This is a genomic window from Janibacter terrae NBRC 107853, assembly GCF_001591405.1.
Taxonomy (GTDB): Bacteria; Actinomycetota; Actinomycetes; order Actinomycetales; family Dermatophilaceae; genus Janibacter; species Janibacter terrae.
In genome coordinates this window covers 897,669-917,739 of sequence record NZ_BCUV01000007.1, presented here as the reverse complement: position 1 = coordinate 917,739, position 20,071 = coordinate 897,669, and the positions used below count along the sequence as shown (strand labels likewise).

Annotated in this window: 14 protein-coding genes; all 14 read right to left on the bottom strand. The window is 73.4% G+C overall.

Annotated elements, in window-relative coordinates:
- Positions 1-29: 29 nt before the first annotated feature.
- Positions 30-4,430, bottom strand: a complete 4,401-nt coding sequence (locus tag JT1_RS14065; RefSeq protein WP_169702016.1) for a type VII secretion EssC family protein — start codon at positions 4,428-4,430, stop codon at positions 30-32.
- 5 nt (positions 4,431-4,435) lie between these two features.
- A complete protein-coding gene (locus JT1_RS14060; protein WP_068327720.1) occupies positions 4,436-6,829 on the bottom strand; it encodes a transglutaminase domain-containing protein in 2,394 nt (797 codons plus the stop codon).
- A gap of 19 nt (positions 6,830-6,848) precedes the next feature.
- On the bottom strand, positions 6,849-8,264 hold the full coding sequence (locus JT1_RS14055; protein WP_169702015.1) for a DUF58 domain-containing protein: 1,416 nt from the start codon (positions 8,262-8,264) through the stop codon (positions 6,849-6,851).
- Positions 8,265-8,283: 19 nt separating this feature from the next.
- Complete coding sequence (locus JT1_RS14050; protein WP_068327711.1) at positions 8,284-9,252, bottom strand: AAA family ATPase; 969 nt, start codon at positions 9,250-9,252, stop codon at positions 8,284-8,286.
- A 13-nt stretch (positions 9,253-9,265) separates the two neighbouring features.
- Positions 9,266-10,630, bottom strand: coding sequence for a hypothetical protein (locus JT1_RS14045; protein ID WP_068327709.1), 1,365 nt, complete (start codon positions 10,628-10,630; stop codon positions 9,266-9,268).
- Between the two features lie 6 nt (positions 10,631-10,636).
- Entirely contained in the window at positions 10,637-11,353 is a 717-nt protein-coding gene (locus JT1_RS14040; protein ID WP_068327706.1) for an FHA domain-containing protein, read from the bottom strand.
- Positions 11,350-11,832, bottom strand: a complete 483-nt coding sequence (locus tag JT1_RS14035; protein ID WP_068327704.1) for a hypothetical protein — start codon at positions 11,830-11,832, stop codon at positions 11,350-11,352. The genes JT1_RS14040 and JT1_RS14035 overlap by 4 nt, the downstream gene beginning before the upstream one ends.
- The gene (locus tag JT1_RS14030) at positions 11,832-13,460 is read right to left on the bottom strand and encodes a serine/threonine-protein kinase (protein ID WP_068327701.1); all 1,629 of its coding nucleotides are present in this window, start codon (positions 13,458-13,460) and stop codon (positions 11,832-11,834) included. Before JT1_RS14030 ends, JT1_RS14035 begins: the two co-directional genes overlap by 1 nt.
- 7 nt (positions 13,461-13,467) lie before the next feature.
- Positions 13,468-15,246, bottom strand: a complete 1,779-nt coding sequence (locus JT1_RS14025) for an FHA domain-containing protein (protein ID WP_068327698.1) — start codon at positions 15,244-15,246, stop codon at positions 13,468-13,470.
- Between the two features lie 2 nt (positions 15,247-15,248).
- On the bottom strand, positions 15,249-16,079 hold the full coding sequence (locus JT1_RS14020; RefSeq protein ID WP_255218332.1) for a PP2C family protein-serine/threonine phosphatase: 831 nt from the start codon (positions 16,077-16,079) through the stop codon (positions 15,249-15,251).
- Positions 16,080-16,084: 5 nt separating this feature from the next.
- Positions 16,085-16,558, bottom strand: coding sequence for a hypothetical protein (locus JT1_RS14015; protein WP_169702014.1), 474 nt, complete (start codon positions 16,556-16,558; stop codon positions 16,085-16,087).
- Between the two features lie 44 nt (positions 16,559-16,602).
- Positions 16,603-17,082, bottom strand: a complete 480-nt coding sequence (locus tag JT1_RS14010; protein WP_068327691.1) for a hypothetical protein — start codon at positions 17,080-17,082, stop codon at positions 16,603-16,605.
- Positions 17,083-17,161: 79 nt separating this feature from the next.
- Positions 17,162-18,496, bottom strand: a complete 1,335-nt coding sequence (locus tag JT1_RS18620) for a WXG100 family type VII secretion target (RefSeq protein ID WP_068327689.1) — start codon at positions 18,494-18,496, stop codon at positions 17,162-17,164.
- A 111-nt stretch (positions 18,497-18,607) separates the two neighbouring features.
- The gene (locus JT1_RS14000; protein WP_068327687.1) at positions 18,608-20,053 is read right to left on the bottom strand and encodes a CCA tRNA nucleotidyltransferase; all 1,446 of its coding nucleotides are present in this window, start codon (positions 20,051-20,053) and stop codon (positions 18,608-18,610) included.
- Positions 20,054-20,071: the final 18 nt, after the last annotated feature.

Sequence of the window (20,071 nt, the reverse complement as noted above, 5' to 3'; positions counted from 1 at the left end):
CCGCGGTACATGGGGAGAACTCCCCCGGCTCATCGCCGCCAGGCGGGCTCCTGCAGGGCGACCTGGACGATGGCGGCGCGTCCGCGACGGACGAGCACGCCCCGGCCCTCGGGCATGACGACACGCGCGAGCGGCGGGAAGTTGGTCTTGAAGACCATCGTCCCCTCGGACCCGTCCGGGGCCAGGGCCATGCCCGAACGCGAGGACTTGATGATCCCCGGCATGCCCATGCTCGAGCTGAAGGCCTGGGGGTCCGCCTCCCCGATGACGAGGTGGTCGTTGTCGACGAGCGGCTTGACGACGTCCTGCACCGGGGACTGGAAGGGCGGCGCGTTGAGGTCGTCGACCTTCTCGAGCACGAGCACCTGCAGCGGCGAGGACTCGTCGAGCGCCCGTTCCTTGAGCCGGTTGCACAGCTCCTTGACCGCCTCCTCGCGTGTGGCCGTCGTGTCGAACTCGGGCATGTCCAGCAGCTCGGAGTTGCGCCGCGCGGTGATGAGGTGCGCCTGGGCCGCGGGGTTCCAGCGCTTGACCGCCCGCACCATCGCCGCGACCGTCGTCGTCCGGCCGCTGCCGGGCGGGCCGGTGACGACGAAGCCACCCCGGGGGTCGAAGGCGACCGGGGCCAGCTCGTCGGAGTCCATGCCGATCACCGGCAGGCCGCCGACCTCCGCCGGCAGGTCGCTCGCGGGGACGACCTCGGGCAGCGACGCGATCGGCGGTGCCGGCGTCCGTCCGGACTTGGCCATCGTCTCGGCGAAGCCGCGCACCATGCGCGACTGCTCGGACGCGTCCTGGCTCCCGCCGAGCACGGCCACCTGGACCTCGCGCTTCTTGAAGATGCCCCGCCCCGGGGGCGACTCGGGCGTCAGCACGTCCGAGGGCACACCGAGGAACCCGTAGTCCTCGTCCGTGGCCATGCGCAGCGCGAAGCGGGACTGCACCGACGAGCCCATCGACACCGGCAGGCCGTTGCGCGCGTCGACGGAGAGCACGAAGTGCACCCCCACGGGGCGGCCGTCCCCGAGCAGCGCGGTGAAGGCGTCGAGCCACCTCATGAGGGCACCGGAGGACTCGTAGGCGTTGCGGAAGGCGGTCAGGCCGTCGACGAGCACGAAGATGCGCGGCTCGTCGGTGTCGCCGGTGAGCCTGCGGTACTGCGTGATCGTCGTGGCGCTGCTCCTGGAGTAGCGGATCGCCCGCTCGTCGATGGTCTCGCGGAGCATCGTGATGAGCCGCTTGACCCGCTCCTCGTCCTGGCCCGAGATGATGCTGCCGACGTGCGGCAGGTCCTCGAGCATCGACAGGCCGCGGTTGCCGAAGTCGAGGCCGTAGACGTGGCAGGGGCCGCCGCGCACGGTGAACCCCGCGGTGATGGCGATCGTCCGCAGGAAGGAGCTCTTGCCCGCACCCGAGGCGCCGTAGACGGCGAGGTTGCCCTCGGCGTCGGGGCGGAAGCTGATCGTCGGCTGCGCCTGCCGGTCGGGGTCGTCGGCGACACCGATGACGAGCTCGTCGTCGCGACGCTCGGTCGGGAGCTTGGCCAGGTCGTACACCTCGCCGAGCTCGGGCAGCCAGGGCTTGCGCGGGAGGGGGATCTCGGACTCGACCCGCGCCCGCTCGACGGTCTCGACGACGCGCTGGATGTCGGTGGGCCCGAGGTCGGGGTCCTCGTCCCCCTTCGGCTTGGCGGGCAGCTCCCAGGTCACCGGTGCGCCGAAGGCGAGCGTCGAGACGAGCATGTCCGGCGGCGGGGGGGTGTCGCTCGTCCACCCACCGGCGTACCCGGTCTGGAAGGGCACCAGCCGGCCCGGGCCGGACTTGGCCATCGCGCGGCCGGGCAGGGCCGGGTCGAACCAGGCGGCGTCCTTGGTCCCGAGGACATCGCTCGAGTCGGCCTCGTCGGCCATGCGCAGCGCCATGCGCAGGTTGGTGTTGGCGCGCAGGTTGTCCTTGATGACACCCGCCGGACGCTGCGTCGCGAGGATCAGGTGGATCCCGAGCGAGCGACCCCGCTGGGCGATGTTGACGACCCCGTCGACGAAGTCGGGGACCTCCTGGACGAGGGCGGCGAACTCGTCGACGATGATGATCAGGCTCGGCGGTGCCTCGACCTCGCCGCGCCGCTCCAGCTCGACGAGGTCCTTGGCCTTGAAGCGCGCCAGCAGGTGCTCGCGGTAGTGCAGCTCGGCCGACAGCGAGGCCAGCGCGCGGCGCACGAGGTGCGGCGAGAGGTCGGTGACCATGCCGACGGTGTGCGGCAGCTGGACGCAGTCACGGAAGGCCGAGCCGCCCTTGTAGTCGACGAGCAGGAAGGTCACCCGCTGCGGGCTGTTGGCCGTGGCCATGCCGAGGATCCACGCCTGCAGCAGCTCGGACTTGCCGGCGCCGGTGGTGCCGCCGACGAGCGCGTGCGGCCCGTCGGAGCGCAGGTCGATGCTGTACGTGCCCATAGCGGACTGGCCGATGACGGCGCGAAGGGAGCCGGGCCGGCGGCTCGGGGTCGGGGGGGCATGGCGGCCGGTGAGGATGGAGCGGTTCTCGTTCCACCGCTCGATGACGGCCGTCTCGGAGGTGGCCAGCTCGGTGCCGACGAGCGCGAGGTAGGAGACCGAGCGCGGGATGTCGGAGTCGTCCTGGGAGAGGGCGCTCGAGTCGGTGATCGGGGCGAGCCGGCGCGCCGTCGTCGCTGCGTCGCTCGCCGGGAGCAGGTCGGCGGAGACATCGGTCGCGACCTGTGCCGGGCCGACCCAGCCGACCTGGCAGGCACCGGTCTCGGAGACCTCGACGAAGGTGCGGCACGCCGCGGGCAGCTGCTCGGTCACGGGGGCGACCCAGATGACGACGACGGCCTCCCGCCACCCGGCCTCGGCGAGCTGCACGAGCCGCGCCCGCTCGACGGGGGCGTCGTTCTCGACGAGCACGACGACGGCCGGGGCCTTCCTCGCCTTCTCCCCCTGCGCAGCGCGCGTGCTGACGAGCGTCTCGAGCTGCTCCATCATCGCCGAGCAGCCCGGCCCGGAGCTCGCCGTGTGCTGCACGTCCAGCGGGCTCTGCGGCGACGAGGTGTGCGGCGTCCACTTCAGCCAGTCCCAGTCGCGCCCGGACGTCGTCGACGCCAGGGCGCACAGGACGACCTCGGCGGGCGAGTGCGCGGCGATCGTCTGGGCGACGAGGGAGCGGGCCAGGCCCAGGGCCGCGTCGCGCGGACCGGAGACACCGATCGCGCCGTCGAGGAGCGGGTGGGCGGTGACCGGCACGTCGGCGACGACCCCGAGGCCCTGCATGAGCTTGGAGACCTCGAGCCAGGCCTCGGCGCGGGTGCGGCCCATCTTGGGCAGCTTGATCTCGCTGCGGCTCGGCCGCACCCCCAGGCCGAGGCGGTACTCGAGGAAGCCCGGCTCCCCCGGGCGGCGGGTCCACATGAGCGGGTGGTGCACGGCGACGGCCCGGGCGAACTCCGAGACCGCCGGGTGCTCCTGGCGCCGGATGTCGTGCTCGCGGTCCAGCTCGACCTCGATGTCCTCGACGAGGTAGCCGACGTCCTCGCGGAAGTCCGCCATCGCCTCCTCGAAGTCCAGCCGGACCCGACGCCGCGACTCCCACGCGTTGGCGAGCATCATCATCGGCATCATGAGCATGAACATGATGGTGAAGCGCGAGCGCGTGATGGCGAAGAGCGTCGCGCCCATGAAGATCGGCACGAGCATCATCGCGAGCGGCATCCGCTGGGGCTTGCCGCGCTCCGGGAGCTCGGGCACCTCGAACTGCAGCCCCTGGTAGACGGGCGCGATCCGCGGCGAGCGGGTGAAGGCCATGTCTCCCGCCTCGGTCGTCGTCACCCCCGCGGCACGGGTCCTGGCCGAGATCTCGAAGGTCGTGTCGCCGATCGTGAAGGTCTCGCCCTCGCGCAGGATCGCCCGGTCGACCTGCTCGTCGCCCACGACGACGCCGTTGGAGCTGCCGAGGTCGGTCACCTCGACGACGTCGGCCACGAGCAGCTTGGCGTGCCGGCGGGAGACCGACGCGTCGTTGATCTGCACCTCGCAGTCACGGCCGCGGCCGACGTGGGAGGTGCCCCGCTGCAGCGCGTACTCCCGGCCGGCGTCGGGCCCGGCGACGACCCGGGCCACGGCGACGGGCGCGGCGGTGTCCTTGTAGCCCGAGGAGCGCCAGGTCACCGCGAGGTGGGCACCGGAGCGCAGGCCGGACTCCTGGACCGTGGTGTTGGGGTCGACGGCGCGGTGGTTCTCGTCGACGAGGGCGAGGGTGTGCTCGCCGAGGTCGGAGCGGTCGTAGTGGCTGCCGCTGCGCTGGCGCTCGGGGTCGGCGAGGACGAGGTGCTCCGCGAGGTCACCGACCGTCGTGCGTCCGTCGACCGTGGCGACGAGGTCGGTGTCCTCGTTGCCGGAGCCTCGGAGGGTGAACATCAGCTTCATCGGAGCGCCTTCCGGGCGGGGGCGGTGGTGGAGTCGTGCAGGCCGATGTCCTCCTGGTGGGAGAAGAGCGGCCGGGGGTCGAAGGTCGCACGCAGGCGCCTGCCGACGGGGGCCCGGCGGCGCAGCCGGCGACGGACCTGACGCAGCTCGCGCTGCCAGTCGGCGACGGCGGCCGGGTGGGGCGGGGCCTCGCCGAAGACGATCGCGTCGGCCCGCATCGCCGAGGGGACGGCGTCGACGGCCGGTCCGAGCGCGACCGCCTGCTCGAGGCGGGTCCCGCCGGCGGGGAGCACCAGGCCGAGGGCGCGGGCCTCCTCGACGAGGTCGTTCCACGCGCGACCGACCCGGCGGTCGGGGGTGCCCCCGCGCAGCCGCAGGGCCCGCCGCAGCATCGTGACGAAGGGGGTGAGCGCCAGCAGGAGCAGCGGCAGCGCCCCGAAGACGGCGAGCAGCTGGGCCCACAGCGGCCACGTCGAGGGGGCCGACCAGTCGACCACCTCCGCGGGCGGGGGCGGCGGCTCCGCCGGCGGGGGCGGGGGCGGCTCGGTCTCGGTCGGCGTCCAGGGCTGCGGCTCGGTGCCGGCCGGCGTCCCCCCGGTCGGGACGAAGGTCTGCGGGAGCACCTGGAACCAGCTGCCGTCGGCCTGCTGCACCTCGACCCAGGCGTGGATGTCGCGCCCGCGGACGATCCCGTCGTCGGTCGCGGTGGCGCCGACGACCACCCGGGTCGGGATGCCCAGCCGGTTGCCGATGAGCCCGAGGGTCGACGCGTACTGCTCGTCGTTGCCGGCGAGCGGCTGCGAGTTGAGGAAGCGGTCGAGCACGCCCAGGCCGTGCCCTGCGGGGAAGCGCTGCACGTCGGTGGCGGCGGCACTGCGCTCGGCCTCGGTCGGCGAGCGCCGACCGGTGGACGGGCTGCCGTCGGTGTAGGTGCCCTGCTCGCGCATCGTGGTCGCGATGGCACGGAACTGGCCCCACGGGTCGCGCGCCTCCCCCTTCCACGCGTTGATCCGACCGTCGACGAAGGAGGTGTCGCCCGGGATCGGCATGCTCCCCCGCGCCACCGGCAGCTGCTCCGGCAGTGCGCCCTCGCCCGGCGGGGGCAGCTCGGTGCGCAGCTCGTAGACGTCGCCGGGACGCAGCTCGGGCGGGGCGAGGACGGTGTTGGTGCTCAGGTTGAGCCAGACGCTCTCGTCGAGGCGCTCCCTCGCGTCACCCGTGAACTCGATGCCCTCGACCCGACCGGTCGTGAGCACCCAGGACCCCGAGTAGCCGCCCTCGGGGATCGTCACCGTGACCCGGCTCGGGTCGCTGCTCTCGAGCACCCCGACGCGCCGGCCGAACTGCTGGAAGGAGCGGCCGGCGTCGGCCCGGGAGTCACCACGACCGGCGATGCCCCACGTCGAGCCGTCCCAGGTGTCGAGCGTCGCGAGCCGCATCGGGGTGGTCGGCGGGACCCCGTCGACCCGCATGAGCTCCTTGTCGTAGAGCCCGCTCGGGCTGGACTCGGTGAACTCGCGGTAGCGGCCGAGCGGCGAGGCCAGGACATTGGTGTCGTGCCCCGGGACGACCCCCGTGCGCGCGACCCGACGGTCGCTCTCGACCCCGGGCAGGTGCGGCCCGAGCAGGCCCCCGACGAGGGTCGCGACGCCGAGGAGCAGCAGCCCGGAGAGGACCCGCGACGGGGCCGGTCGCCGGGTGCCGGGACGGGCGATGCCGACGCCGGGGTCGAGGTGGTCGCGCACGACGAGCCAGGCGATGAGGAGGGTGCCGAGCAGCAGACCCTGCACCCAGCGGGCGGCCGGCTCCTGGGTGCCGAGCGCGATGGTCACCGCCAGCAGGGCGAAGGGGGGCAGGACGAGCCGCAGCCGCGACCGGGTGACGCGGGCGGTCGCGTAGGTCACCGCGGTCCCCACGAGCGCGAGGAAGAGGGGGATCGCCAGGAAGCGGCCCCGGGCGTCGACCGGGGGCACGAGCGTCAGCAGGTCCATCCAGCCCGTGACCGGACCGGCGACGAGGTCCTTGAAGGTCTGCCCCACGGGCAGGAAGCCCCACCTCACGTCGTCGCGGACCGCGAGCGGACCGCCGAGGAGCAGGTGGAGCACGGCCCCGAGGGCGGTGATCGCCACGAGCGGCCAGCGGTAGGTGCCCTGGACGTGCCCCACGACGAGGCCGAGGACGATGCCGACCGCCGCGGCCCGCCAGGCCTCCCAGCCGAAGAGCGCGGTCCGCAGCCCGACGAGCGCACAGGCCACGACCGCCACGGTGAAGACGATGTCGACCCAGTGCCCGGTCCCCGGGCGCATCCGGCCGAGCGTCGCGCGGACCTTGTCCCGCCCGGTGAGCTCGGGCTTGATCATCCCCGGCCGGGGTGCGCCGACGAGGCTCATCGCGTGCTCCCCTCGTGGCTCATGCGGGCACCAGACCCGCGCGCACGCGCGCGAGGTCGGCGAGGTCCGTGATCGTCACGATGCTCAGGCCGCGCACGCGCCGCAGGCCGGTCCGGGCGCGGGGGTCGACGACGACCGCCACCTTGTGCACCTCGGTCTCGAACTCGCCGAGGCACTGCTGGATCTCGAGGAAGGCGCGGCCGGGCCCGGTGCACAGGACCGCGACCGAGGAGTCCGGCGCGGCGGTCACGACCGCGCGGGCCGAGCGCACGAGGTCGGTGCGCCCCGTGCCCGCCGTCGTCAGGGTGTCGAGCACGAGCGGCACGGTCGTGCGGGTGGCGAAGGCGTCCTTGCACACGACCGTGGCCTCCTGCTCGTCCTTGATCGAGGCGACCATGAGCGACGCCGCGACGGCGATGGCGGTCTCCACGTCCCCTTCGCCCCCCGGGTACATCGCCGGGTCGGGGTCGACGACGACGCCGAGGTGCGAGCGCCGCGTCTCCTGGAACTGCCGCACGAGGAGGCGGCCGTGCTTGGCCGAGGAGCGCCAGTGCACGTAGCGCCGGTCGTCGCCGGGCTCGTACTCGCGCAGCGCGTGGAAGGAGATGTCGGCCATCGACAGCTCGGGCGTCACCTCGCCCTCGAGGTCACGCAGCAGGCCGTGGGCGCCGGACTCGAGCGCGACGTGCCGCGGGTGCACGTGCATGAGCTGCTGCCCGCCGAAGGTCGCCGTGCGACGGGTGATGCCGAGCGGGTCACCGACGACCGTCGTCGGGGGGCCGACCGGGATGACGCCGCGCCTCGGCGTGCCGATCGGGAAGGAGATCCGGTGCTGGGCGCCCTTGCGCAGCAACGGGACCGCGATGACCTCTTCGGCGTCCCCGACCGGCAGGCGCACGAGCGAAGGGAGCATCGTGCGCCTCGACGCATTGGTCAGGACGACGTGGCCCTGGGCGAGGTCACCGATCTCCGCCCGCAGCGGCTCGACGACCAGGTCGACGTCCGCACGGTGCCGGCCGAGGGAGACCAGGACGCCGAGCGCGACGAGCACGAGGGCGGTGACCGCCATGATCGCCAGCTCGACCCAGCCGAGCAGCACGGCGAGCACCCCGAGCAGCACGCCGACGCCCAGGAGGCTCCAGCCGAGCGAGGTCACCCAGTCCAGCCGGCCGCCGAACCACCGGCGGCGCAGCCGCTCGTCGCTCGCGTGGGCTCCCCTGCGCACGGCTCGGGTGGCCCCCTTCGACGCCTCGAGGACGGCGGCGCCGGGCAGGGTGACGGTCCGACGGTTGCCGGACGCCCGCTGCTGGCTGGCCTGCGCCATCCGCTCCAGCCGCGCGTCGCTCGACGGGACGTCGGGTGCGGCGGTGGAGGCGCCCACGCGGCCGCGCCCGCGGGGGCGCTCCGGCGGGGGTGTGGGCAGTCCTGTCGTCATCGTCGGCTCGTCCTCGCGGTCAGGCGACCCGCTCGGTCGGCGGGGCGACCTCGCCGAGGATGCGGCCGATGACGTCGCTCGTGCGGACCCCGGCGAACTCGGCCTCGGCGGTGAGCAGGAGCCGGTGGCTCATCACCGGCTCGGCGAGCGCCTTGATGTCGTCGGGCACGACGTGGGCACGCCCCTGGGACACCGCCCAGGTCTTGGCGCAACGGACGAAGGCGAGGCAGCCGCGGACGGACAGCCCGAGGCGCACGTCGGAGTGCCGGCGCGACTCCTCGGCGAGGCGCGAGACGTAGGCGAGGATCGCGGCGTCGACGTGGACCTGGTCGGCGAGCCCGGCCATGTCGCTCACGACCTGCGCGGTGACGACGGGCCGCAGACCCTTCGTGCGGTCGCGGCGGGCCGCGTCGGACAGGACGGCGACAGTGGCCTCGTGGTCGGGGTAGCCGATCGAGGTCTTCATGAGGAAACGGTCGAGCTGGGCCTCCGGCAGGCGGTAGGTGCCGGCCTGCTCGATGGGGTTCTGCGTCGCGACGACCATGAAGGGCCGCCCGACGTCGTGGGTCGTGCCGTCGACGGTGACCCGCCCCTCCTCCATGACCTCCAGGAGCGCGGACTGCGTCTTGGGCGAGGCCCGGTTGATCTCGTCCGCGAGCACGATGGTCGCGAAGACCGGGCCCCGGTGGAAGTCGAAGGTCTTGGTGCGCTCGTCGTAGATCGTCACGCCCGTGACATCGCTCGGCAGCAGGTCGGGGGTGAACTGGATGCGGCTGCTGCTGCCCTGCACGGTCGCGGCGAGCGCGCGGGCGAGCTGGGTCTTGCCGGTGCCCGGGTAGTCCTCGAGCAGGAGGTGTCCCTCGGAGAGCAGGCAGGTGAGAGCCAGCCGCACCACGTGCTGCTTGCCGAGGATGACCTGGTCGATATTGCCGACCATCTGCTGGAAGGCCTGGTTGAACCAACCGGCCTGCTCCTGGGAGATGCTCATCTGTCCTGCTTCCTCATCCGGTCTTCGTTGTCGAGGTGGTCGTGGGCGGCGTCGGGCGGTCCCGCTGCACCGGGGAGATCCACCGCTCCGGCTCGCTGCGCGGGGCGCCGCCGGGCCAGGTGTCGATGCGCACGTCCCCGGTGAGGGCGATGTCGAAGACCCGCCCCGTGTCGAGGTCGTTGAGGAGGATCTGCCCCCGGTTGGTCCGGAAGACGACGCCCTCCCTGCGGGTGGTGTTGCCGACGAGCTCCAGCGCCGAGGTGCCCTCCGCCCTGCCGCCGCAGGAGCGACCCCACCGGATGGTGCTGCGGTCCCCCCAGGCGGCGTAGAGGCAGTCGCCGTTGATCGCGGGACGGGAGATCTTCTGGAAGCGGTCCCGCGTGCGCTTCTGGTCGATGCCCGACACGACCTGGTCCTGGGGCACCTGGTCGAGGTCGTCACGGATCGGCACGAGGCCGGCGTCATCGATCGTCTGGTAGGCGACGACATCGGCCTCGGGCCCGGCCTGCTGGAGCAGCGCCAGCGACAGGGTGACACCCGGCGTCTCCTGGGTGCCGTCGGGCAGGGACTGCGGCTCGGGCAGGCCCTCGGCGTGGATCCGGCCGGTCTCGAGGTCGAGGATGACCCAGGTGTCGCCGACCGCGGTGATGTCCGCGGCCCGGCTGCCGGAGAAGCCGGCGTCGGCGCGCCTCGGGGGGCCGAAGCCCTCCCCCTTCGCCGGGATCTCGACGACCGTCCCGCTCTCCGCCGAGACGGCCATGATGTCCCCGTCCACCGAGACGGTGATCGCGGCGCCGGGGCCGACGGTGTCGACGAGGCCCGTCTCGAGCAGGTCGGTGATCGGGGTGCCGCCCTTGGGGTCGAGCCGCTTGGCCCAGATGCGGCCGGTGTCGTGGTCGACGGCCGCGATCGTGTTGCCCTGCAGGGCGACGAGGTCGGGACGCTCGAAGGGGGTCCCGGACGGGTAGTGCGGCTGCGGCAGCTGGACCTCTCCCTCCAGGGGCTCGCCGGTGCGCGAGTCGACGGCGACGAGGCGGCGGTCCCCGGTGATGCCGACCGCGTTGCGCCCGTCCTGGAGGATGTCCGGGCGCAGGTCCTCGGCGTCCTTCTCCCCCGCGCCGTGGAGGATGAGGTCGAGGCTGTGGGCCCCGGTGTTGACCCGGCCCCAGTACCCCGTCGTGCCGCCGGAGACCCAGACGCTGCCGTCGGTGAGGGCCACGTCGTGCACGGGGCGGCCCTCGGCCCGCAGGGCGAAGATCCCGGCGACGGCGAGCGCGAGCGCGACGACGCCGCCGGAGACGACGCGCAGCCACGTCGCTCGACGACGTGGCTCGCTCCCGGCAGTCCCCTCGGCCGCTCCTGCCCCCTGCTCGGTCATCCGGGCTCAGGCCTCGATGCTCTCCGGGTCGTCCAGCAGCACGAGGTCGTCCTCGGTCACCATGCGCGTCGACAGCGCGTGCTCGACGAGCCGCGACTTGCGGTTGCTCGCGAGCTTGCCCGGTCCGCCGTGGAGCCCGCGGATCCCCGCGTCGGCGAGCTTCTGGCAGACGTTGTCGAGCTTGCGGTTGAACTTCGTGACCTTCCAGCCGAGCCGCTGCGCGGCCACGGCCGAGCTCGGGATGGCGCCCTGCCCCGCGCCCGCGCGGCGCAGGAAGTCCTCGCACAGGGCGACGACGAGCAGCTTCTGGTCGGGGGTGAAGGCGACGCGCCCGACGGTGGTCTCGCCGCCCTGCTGCGGCAGCAGCACCTCGTGGTCGACGGAGGTGAAGCTCGGGTTGCCGACGAGGACGTCGAAGTCGTACGTCGTCGGGCCGGCCGTGAACCACACGGTGACCTTCTCGAAGGCGAGCGGGATGCGCGCGCCGGGGTTGAGCCAGGCCTGGAAGAGGCCCTTCTTGTCGGCAACGGTGGCCGTGAGGGTGGAGCCGATGTTGGTCAGCCACCACCAGCCGCCCTCGTGGCTGATCTGGAGGAAGTGCCGGTGGAGGAAGGGGTTGTCGTCGATCTCGACGTCACCCTCGCGCCCGATGGTGAGCGTGCCCTCTGTCGGTGCCTCGTGCAGCTCACCGCAGAAGTCGACCGTCACCACGCTGTCACTCATTGCTGTCCCACCCTCTCGCACTGGACGTCGGACCACCCGGATCGTTGGGAGCCGCGCACGACCTGGACCATCCCACACCGCTGCTCGCCCGGCGAGACGCCCTGCTCGAGGGTCGTGCCGTCGACGCGTACCGGGTCCCCGGTCACCGCGTCGGGGTCGGGGCCGGTGGAGAGCATGAAGACGTCCCCTTCCTGCAGCCCCTCGAAGTCCATGGTCCACACCAGTGTCGTGCCGTCCGGCTCGACCTGCAGCGTGGGGCGCCCGGAGAGTGCCCCGCCGGGCTGCGTCGGGTCGGTGTGCGTGGTCGCGACGGGGTCGGCACCGTCGCGGGTGGCCCACAGCACCCCGCCGATGATCCCGGCGACGAGGAGGATCCCGATGATGCTCGCGACGAAGGGGAGGAGCCCCACCTCGATCCCCCGGCGCGGCGGCTCCGGCGGGGCGGGGTGCTGGCGGGTCGGCGGCACGTGGTGGCTCATCAGCCCTCCTTGTCCATGCACTTCGTCTCGCTCCACGGCCCGTACTGGTCGCCGCGCTGGATGCGCACGTGGGCGCACAGTCGCGTCGCGCTGCCGAACTCCTGCTCGAAGGTCCCCGTCCTGGTCTCCGGGTCGACCTTGACGCCGGAGGGGGTGACCCGCGAGAGCTCCTCGGCGACGGGCGTGGAGCTGATCTGGTAGTAGTCGCCGTCCTGGTAGGCGTCCGAGGTGATCGTGTACTGCGCCGAGGTGCCCACGACCTTGCTCGTGAAGGTCGGTGCCGCGAGGCCGGCGCCGCTCCCACCGCTCGAGGTCGCCGCCGAGCCGCTGCCGCCGTCGAGGGAGAGGGCGACACCGACCACGGCGACGACGAGCAGGATGCCGGCGATGCCGGCCGCGATCGGCCACCAGGTGCGCCTGGTCGTCGAGGGCGCGGCGCTCGGCCGGGGCCCGGAGGCCTGCGGCAGTCGGGGCCCGGAGGCCTGCGGCGGGCGCGGACCGGTCGACTGCGGCGGTGGCGGGCCCGAGGGGCCGGTGGCGGTCCGGGCAGAGATCCCTTGCGCGATGGGGACGGCTCCGGCGGCACCGATCCCCCGACCGCCGCTCAGCTGGCCGCCGATGACGGGCTGGCCGAGGGGTGGCGGCGGGGCGCCCGTGGTCGGGCGCGGGCCGGAGCCGGAGGCCGGGCCGGAGTTCGCGCGCAGCCGCGTGCGGTCCTGGGTGTGGGCGGGCAGCGACCTCGAGTCGCCGGTGTGGCCGAGCTCGTCGAGCACGACGATGGCGGTGCGGGAGAAGCGCTCGTCCTGCTCGATGGCCTGCAGGCTGCGCGCGAACTCGATGGCGCTGGCGGGGCGGGCGAGCGGGTTCTTGCTCATCGCCTGGGCGAGCAACCGCTCCAGCGACTGCGGCACGTCCGCGCGGCCGGTGCTCGGCGGCGGGTTGGAGCGGATGCGCGGCATGAGCGCGTACGCGGAGTTGTCGCCCCCCGGCACTTCGAAGGGGGACCGGCCGACGAGCAGCTGCCACAGCGTCGCCGAGAGCGCGTAGACGTCGGCGCGGGCGTCGCCGTTGCTCTGGCCGAAGAGCACCTCGGGCGGCGCCCACGGGATCGAGACGCCGATGTCGTCGTCGAGCTCCTCGAGCGCCCCGCCGCGGCCGGCGATGCCGAAGTCGGTCAGGCCCGGCGAGCCGTACTGGCTGACGAGCACGTTGGCGGGCTTGATGTCGCGGTGGATGACGCCGGCACGGTGGGCGGTCTCGACGGCGCTCGAGAGCTGGATGCCGGTGCGCAGCACCTCCTCGACGGAGAAGCGCGCCGTCCGCGCCCGCTGGGCGAGGTTGGGCGGCGGGTAGTACTTCATGACGAGGAAGGGACGACCGTCCTCACTCGTGCCCGACCGGAAGACCTGGACGATGTAGGGGTGGTCGGCGAGCTGGGCCATGGTGTTGGCCTCGTCGATGAACTGCTGCTTGATCGCCGGCGTGAGCCCCTCGGTCCTCAGCACCTTGACCGCGACCTTCATCCGCGGCATCTGCTGCTCGTAGAGGAAGACGTCGGCGTAGCCACCGGAGCCGAGCGGTTGGACGTAGTCGAGACCATCGAGGTCGGGAGGGAGGGTGGTGCTCACTCAGGCATCATCCCGTGACCTCGAAGACCATCGAGACCTGGTCGGCGAGGGTGATCGTCGTGCCGGGCTCGATCGTCTGCTGGTCACCGGGCCGCACCCGCACGGGCGATGACCCGGGCAGCGCGACGGTCGTGCCGTTGGTGGAGCCCAGGTCGCGCACGAGGACGTGCCACCCGTCGAGCACGATCTCGACGTGGTTGCGCGAGATCTCGTTGTCGGGGCTGGAGATGCGCACGAGGTGCGGTGCGCGCGCCCCGCTGGCCCCGGTGGCCGCGCGGGGCGCACGGCCGATGAGGACCCCTCGGTCGAGGGTGACGACGTCGCCCGTGGACAGGCGGAGCAGGCCGAGCGCGGGGCGCGGGGTCTGCTCGGACTGCTGGGTCGGCAGGTCCTGGCCGCACACCCGGCACCGGGTCGCGTGCGGGGGGTTGTGGTGGCCGACGCTGCACCGCACCGCGAGCACCATCGGGCCGGCCGGGACCTCCCCGGTGTCCGCGGCGGGCTCCTCGCGGTCGTCCACCGGCTGGGCCGGGCCGAGGTCCTGCACCGGCAGGCCGGGCAGGCCGCCGGGCAGCCCCGGGAGGCCTCCGATCGACGGCCCGACGGGCGCACCCGGGCCCCACGGCACGGCGGAGATGATCCCGGGGTCCTGGTCCGCGGACGAAGGGGGCTCCCCGCCGGTGCCCGCTCCGGCACCCGCCTCGTCGGGCACCGCACGCAGCACGCGCGAGCCGACGAGGTGGCCGTCGGCGAACTGCGGTCGCCCGCCTCCCGGCTCGTGACCGGGGGCGTCGTCGCGGGCGGCCTGCACCCGCAGGGCAGGGCCGTCGGCGGGCGGGGTGGAGTACGAGGGACCCGGCATCGAGGGCGCCGCCGGTGCCTGCTCCGGGTCGGCCGCGGGCACGCTGCCGGGCATCGGCGGCAGGCCGCCCGGCAGGGCGCCGAGGCTCGGACCGGACGGGGCCGGGTCGACGGGCGCGTGCTCCTCGTCGTCCGAGGGCGGCGCGAGGGTGGCGCCCGCCCGGTCCTGCGACGGCTGGAAGCCCCCGGCGGCGGCGACCGGACCTGAGTCGATCTGCTCCTGGTGCTCGTGGTCCTCGAGGGCGGAGACCAGCGAGCTGCGGTGGTGGCTGGTGTTGCCGAAGAGGAAGTCGAAGCTCGGCAGCTCCTCGTCCTCGCCCTCGCCGGCCACGTCCTCGTCGACGAGGTCCTGGCCCTGCGGGGCCGGGGTCTCGACGACCCGGCCCTCCTCGATCGGCTGGGCCGGGTCGGGCACGACGCTCAGGGCGGGGCGCTCGGCCGCGGGCGCACCGAAGACCGACGGGACGGCCCAGCCGCCCGCCGCCGGGGGCGTCGCGGGCGCAGCCGGCGCCTCGGGATCGGGCTCGGGCTCGGGTTGCTGCTCGGGCTCGGCAGCCGGCTCGGCCTCGCCGGTCACGAGCACCACCTCGGCGGCCTCGTCGAGGTCCTCGTCGGCCCACGGCCCACGGCGGGGCGCGAGGACCTCGCGGGTCCCCCCTTCGCCGTCGACGAGACGGACCACGGCGGTGCCGCGCACGAGGACGCGACCGGCGGCCGTGTCGACCAGGGCGAAGTCCGGCGCACGGCGCACGCCGTCCGCGCTCAGCTCGTCGGTGACGACGTCGGCGAGCTCCTCGCCCTCCTCGGCGGAGTCGAGCGCCGTGGTGAGGCGCGCGGCGAGGTCCGGGTCGCCCTTCGCGAGCACGGTCAGCCCGTCACGGGTGACCTCGACCCAGCCGGCGTGGCCCTCGATCCTCGTGCGCATGGTCACTCCTTCTCGTCCAGGCCGCCCCGGGGCGAGGTGACCTCCCCCGACTCCCGCGGACTCGTCTCCGACAGGTCGTCGCCCACGTCGCCGTCGAGGTTGACGACGACGACCGTCACATTGTCACGCCCGCCGGCCTCCACGGCCGCGCGGACGAGCTCCTCGGCGGCGACCTGCGGATCACCGTGGGCCTGCAGGATCTCATGCAGCCGCTCGTCGTCGATCTCGTTGGTCAGACCGTCGCTGCAGATGACGAAGCGCTCCCCCGCGTACGGCGGCAGCACCCAGATGTCGGACTGGTAGGCGTAGTCGGTGCCGAGCGATTGGGTGACGACATTGCGCGAGGGGTGGACCCGCGCCTCCGCGGCCGTGATGACTCCCGCGTCGACGAGCTCCTGGACCTCCGAGTGGTCGACGGTGACCTGCGTGAGCGTCCCGTTGATGTGCCGGTAGACGCGCGAGTCGCCGACGTTGAAGACGGCCCAGTGGTCGGCTCCGCCGGCCGTGACGAGCGCGATGCCGGTCGCGGTCGTGCCCATGCCCCGCTGGTCGGGGTGGGCGGCGACGGCGTCGAGGATCCGCTGGTTGGCGGCGAGCAGCTGCTTGCCGACGTCGTCGGAGGTGAGGTCCCGGACGGCCACGAGCTCCCGCATCGTCTCCACGACGATGCCGCTCGCGACCTCTCCCGCGGCGTGCCCGCCCATGCCGTCGGCCACGACGAAGATGCCGCCCTCGGCAAGCGCGGAGTCCTCGTTGTGCTCACGCACGCGCCCGGTGTCGGTGGCGGCGCCGACGCGCAGCACGAGTCGGGGGATCTGGTCGGGGTCGGCCACGGCGGTCACTTCGTCACTCGGAGGGTCTGGAGGATCTGCTGCACCTCGGCGTAGGAGCTCTGCGCGTCGTCGCCGCCGACGGAGCCCGTCGCCTGGACCAGGTCGACGATGCGGCCGCGCCGGGAGCCGGCGAAGAGGTGGATCTGCACGACGGTCCCGATCTCGGGGTCCTTCCACGAGACGTTGACCCCGAGGAAGGGGACCCCCGCGAGCTCGAGCTCGAAGGGCTCGTCGACGTGCCCCTCGGCCTGGTCGGCGACGAAGCTGCGCAGCTCCTCGAGGGCGTGGCGCATGGTGAAGTCGGAGGTGCGCTGGAACCCGCGGACGACGACATTGGGCGCGAAGTCCTGCTCGCTCTCCACGCGCCGGCAGGACAGCAGCGTCCCCCCGACCCGCACCGGTGCCCAGGTGTCGGGCACGTCGATCGTCACTCCGGGAGGTCCCGGGAAGACCTCACTCGGATAGGTCAGCTCTGGCATGTGTGGTGGTACCTCCCTGGTCCACGTCCATCATGTCCGATCCGTCAGGGGTTGACCCGGATGGAGTCGACGACGCGGTCGATGATGGCGTAGTCGGTCTCCCGGCGCGAGCCCGCGTACGAGCCGGTCACCTGGATGACGTCGAGCACGTCGTGGGTCTGCTGGGCGGTGAACCAGTGCGCCTGCCCGACGGTCCCCGCCTGGTCGTCGACGAAGGCGAGCTCGGCACCGAGCCACTCGCGGTCCCCGACGGTCTGCGACCTGAGCGGGCTGAGCTCGCCGTCGCGGCGCGCGTCGACGTACTCCTGCAGCTCGGCGTGGATCTCCTCGCCGCCGAAGGGAGCCATCCGCTGGTAGTAGCGGACGACGACGTTGGCGAGGAAGTGGTCGACACCCTGGGCGTCGTCGCGGATGGCGATCAGCGTCTCGGGTGCCCACACGTGGGTCCAGCCGTCCGGCATCTCGAGCCGGATCGGCGGCGGGCCGGGGACGACCTCGCTCGGGTACGTGACGGTCGTGGTCATGCTGCACTCCTGGGGTTCATGGGGTGGTCATGGGCGAGCAGGTCCGGTGCCAGCCTGCCACCCGGTGGACGAAGGGGGGTCACCACCAGTTGGCGGGGTTGAGCTCGGAGTCGGCGATGGCCTGGCCGGCGTCCCCGAGCCCGTCGACGATCTCCTTCGGCGAGACGGAGACGTCGAACTTCACGCCGCCACCGATGCCGAGGGTGGCGCCCACGTCGACCTCGACGCCGACCTTGTCCCAGCCCGCCTCCGCGTCGAGGTCGGCGTGGGCCCCGATGCCGTACGACAGCTCGCCGGCCACACCGACCTCCGCGGGCCCGAGGTCCTGGTTGACGCCCCCTTCGATCTTGCCGCCGGCGAAGGCCTCGACGCCGAGGTCGACCTTCGCGCCGCCGGGGCCGATCTGCGCGGTGCCGCTCGCCTCGGCCTCCGCGCCGGCGACGTAGCCCTCGACCTGGGCCTGGGTGCCGTGCTCGTTGCCGTAGTGGGCCTCGCCCTTGCCGAGGTAGACGCCCGCCTCCGCGGCCGCCTCCACGTAGGCGCCGCGCGTCGCGTCGATGCCGGCCGTGCCCTCGGTCCTGGCCTTGGCCTCGGCGAGCGCGATGCTGGCACCGGTCTGCTCGTCACCGGCCCGGGCGGAGACCCACTGCTTCTCCCCGCCCTCCTCCCAGAGCTTCTGCTCGACGATCGGCTCGCTGCGGACGTTGTCCGTGACCTTCTTGACGTCCTGCCCGATGTTGTCGTCGAAGGACTTCTCCTTCGACCACTTCTCGCCGTACTCACGGTGCCCGCCCCCGTCGCCGCGGGTGGACTCGCGCTCCCAGCCGGTGTCGCCGACCGGGCCCTTGCGGGTGTCGCTGTCGTGCCCGAAGCGGTCCTGCGAGGACTCGTAGGTCCCACCCGGCGACTCCTGCCACCGCTTGCCGGTCACCGGGTCGTAGTAGTGCTTGCCGCCGGACCCGTCCGTGTTGACCTTGACCCAGGGCGCGTCCCTGCCGGGGTACTCGATGTTGCCCTTGGTGACCTTGGTCTCCTCGGTGGGGTCCCCGCCGGGACCGCCGGGGCTCTCACCGGGTCCACCGGGTCCACCAGGGCCGCCCGGTCCTGCGGGACCGCCCGGGCCACCGGACCCGCCCCCGACGACGTCCGAGGTGTCGTCCTGGTCGTCGGCGTTGCGCACCAGGGCCCGGGAGGCCTGGCGCACCGTGTCCGAGGCGGCGGTCAGCTGCCGGCTCGCCTCGTCCTGCCAGGTGGTGAGCATCCGGCGCACGTCCGCCCCCGCCCAGTTGGCCGAGAGGACGTTGGCGCTGGTGCCCCCGCGCGCGACGATGTCGGCGAGCTTGTCCGCCTGCGTCTCCAGCCGGCTCGCGATCTGCCGGATCCTGGCAGTGTCCATGCCCTGCTGCACGGCCATGTCGTCTCCCTGGTGGGCCCGGAGGCCGTCGTCATCGGTGTCGCGACAAACCTAGGGCGAGCAGGGTCGGGGAGGACATGGGGAGCACTCCCCGCCGGCTCCCCCGCCGGGTCAGCCGCGCTGCGCCCACCAGGTCCGCAGCCGCTGCGCCGCGGCGTCCTCGCCGATCGGGCCCTCGTCGAGGCGCACCTGCAGCAGGTACCGGTAGGCCTCCCCGAGCACGGGCCCCGGCGGGATCCCGAGCACCTCGGCGATCTGGTTGCCGTCGAGCTCGGGACGGATCGAGTCCAGCTCCTCCTGCTCACGGATGACCGCGATGCGCTGCTCGAGGTCGTCGTAGGCACGGCGCAGCCGGGTCGCCTTGCGCTGGTTGCGGGTGGTGCAGTCCGCCCGGGTCAGCCGGTGGAGCCGCTCGAGGAGGGGACCGGCGTCCGTGACATAGCGGCGCACCGCGGAGTCGGTCCACTGCCCGTCGCCGTACCCGTGGAAGCGCAGGTGCAGCTCGACGAGGCGGGCGACCCCCTTCGTCGTCTCCTTGTCGAACCGCAGCGCCCGCATCCGCTTGGCCGTGAGCTTGGCACCGACGACGTCGTGGTGGTGGAAGGAGACGCCGCCGTCGGGCTCGAAGCGCCGCGTGCGCGGCTTGCCGATGTCGTGCATGAGGGCGGCGAGGCGCAGGACGAGGTCGGGCGCGGGGACGGCACCCTCGTCGTCGGTCTCCAGGTCGATCGCCTGCTGGAGGACGGTGAGGGAGTGCTCGTAGACGTCCTTGTGCCGGTGGTGCTCGTCGATCTCCAGACGCAGGGCGGGCAGCTCGGGGAGCACTTCCTCGGCCAGGCCGGTGTCGACGAGGACGCGCAGGCCCGCGACCGGGTCGGCGCCGAGCAGGAGCTTGACCAGCTCGTCCCGGATGCGCTCGGCCGAGACGATCTGCAGGGTCGACGCGGACTCGGTCATCGCCGCGAGGACCTCCGGCGCGGGCACCAGCCCGAGCTGGGCGACGAACCGGGCCGCGCGCATCATCCGCAGCGGGTCGTCGGAGAAGGAGACCTCGGGGGCCGACGGGGTGCGCAGCCGCCCCGCGGCGAGGTCGATCATCCCGCCGTGCGGGTCGACGAGCTCGAGGTCGGGCAGCCGCAGTGCCATGGAGTTGACGGTGAAGTCCCGCCGGACGAGGTCGTCCTCGAGGTTGTCGCCGAAGGCGACGACCGGCTTGCGGGTCACGCCGTCGTACGCGTCGGCGCGATAGGTCGTCACCTCGACGGTGTCGGATCCACGTCGCGCGCCGATCGTGCCGAACTCGCGACCCATGTCCCAGTGCGCGTCGCCCCAGTCCGCGAGGATCGACTCCGTCTCCTCCGGCGACGCGGAGGTCGTGAAGTCGAGGTCGCCGCTGGTGCGCCCGAGGAAGGCGTCGCGCACGGGTCCGCCGACGAGGGCCAGCTCGTGGCCGTCCTGCGCGAAGCGCTGCCCGAGGTCCGTGAGCAGCGGCACGGCCGGGGCCAGGTGGGCCACCGCGGCACGCAGGATCTCGGGGGGCAGGGCAGGGGAGGACATGGGCCCCAAGGTTACTGC

Bases quoted from the DNA above. Each gene is read 5' to 3' on its own strand.
- JT1_RS14015 (WP_169702014.1), bottom strand. From the start codon at position 16,558: ATGCCAGAGCTGACCTATCCGAGTGAGGTCTTCCCGGGACCTCCCGGA.
- JT1_RS14010 (WP_068327691.1), bottom strand. From the start codon at position 17,082: ATGACCACGACCGTCACGTACCCGAGCGAGGTCGTCCCCGGCCCGCCG.
- JT1_RS14045 (WP_068327709.1), bottom strand. From the start codon at position 10,630: ATGACCGAGCAGGGGGCAGGAGCGGCCGAGGGGACTGCCGGGAGCGAG.
- JT1_RS14060 (WP_068327720.1), bottom strand. From the start codon at position 6,829: ATGAGCCTCGTCGGCGCACCCCGGCCGGGGATGATCAAGCCCGAGCTC.
- JT1_RS14055 (WP_169702015.1), bottom strand. From the start codon at position 8,264: ATGACGACAGGACTGCCCACACCCCCGCCGGAGCGCCCCCGCGGGCGC.
- JT1_RS14000 (WP_068327687.1), bottom strand. From the start codon at position 20,053: ATGTCCTCCCCTGCCCTGCCCCCCGAGATCCTGCGTGCCGCGGTGGCC.
- JT1_RS14050 (WP_068327711.1), bottom strand. From the start codon at position 9,252: ATGAGCATCTCCCAGGAGCAGGCCGGTTGGTTCAACCAGGCCTTCCAG.
- JT1_RS14065 (WP_169702016.1), bottom strand. From the start codon at position 4,430: ATGTTCACCCTCCGAGGCTCCGGCAACGAGGACACCGACCTCGTCGCC.
- JT1_RS18620 (WP_068327689.1), bottom strand. From the start codon at position 18,496: ATGGCCGTGCAGCAGGGCATGGACACTGCCAGGATCCGGCAGATCGCG.
- JT1_RS14040 (WP_068327706.1), bottom strand. From the start codon at position 11,353: ATGAGTGACAGCGTGGTGACGGTCGACTTCTGCGGTGAGCTGCACGAG.
- JT1_RS14035 (WP_068327704.1), bottom strand. From the start codon at position 11,832: ATGAGCCACCACGTGCCGCCGACCCGCCAGCACCCCGCCCCGCCGGAG.
- JT1_RS14025 (WP_068327698.1), bottom strand. From the start codon at position 15,246: ATGCGCACGAGGATCGAGGGCCACGCCGGCTGGGTCGAGGTCACCCGT.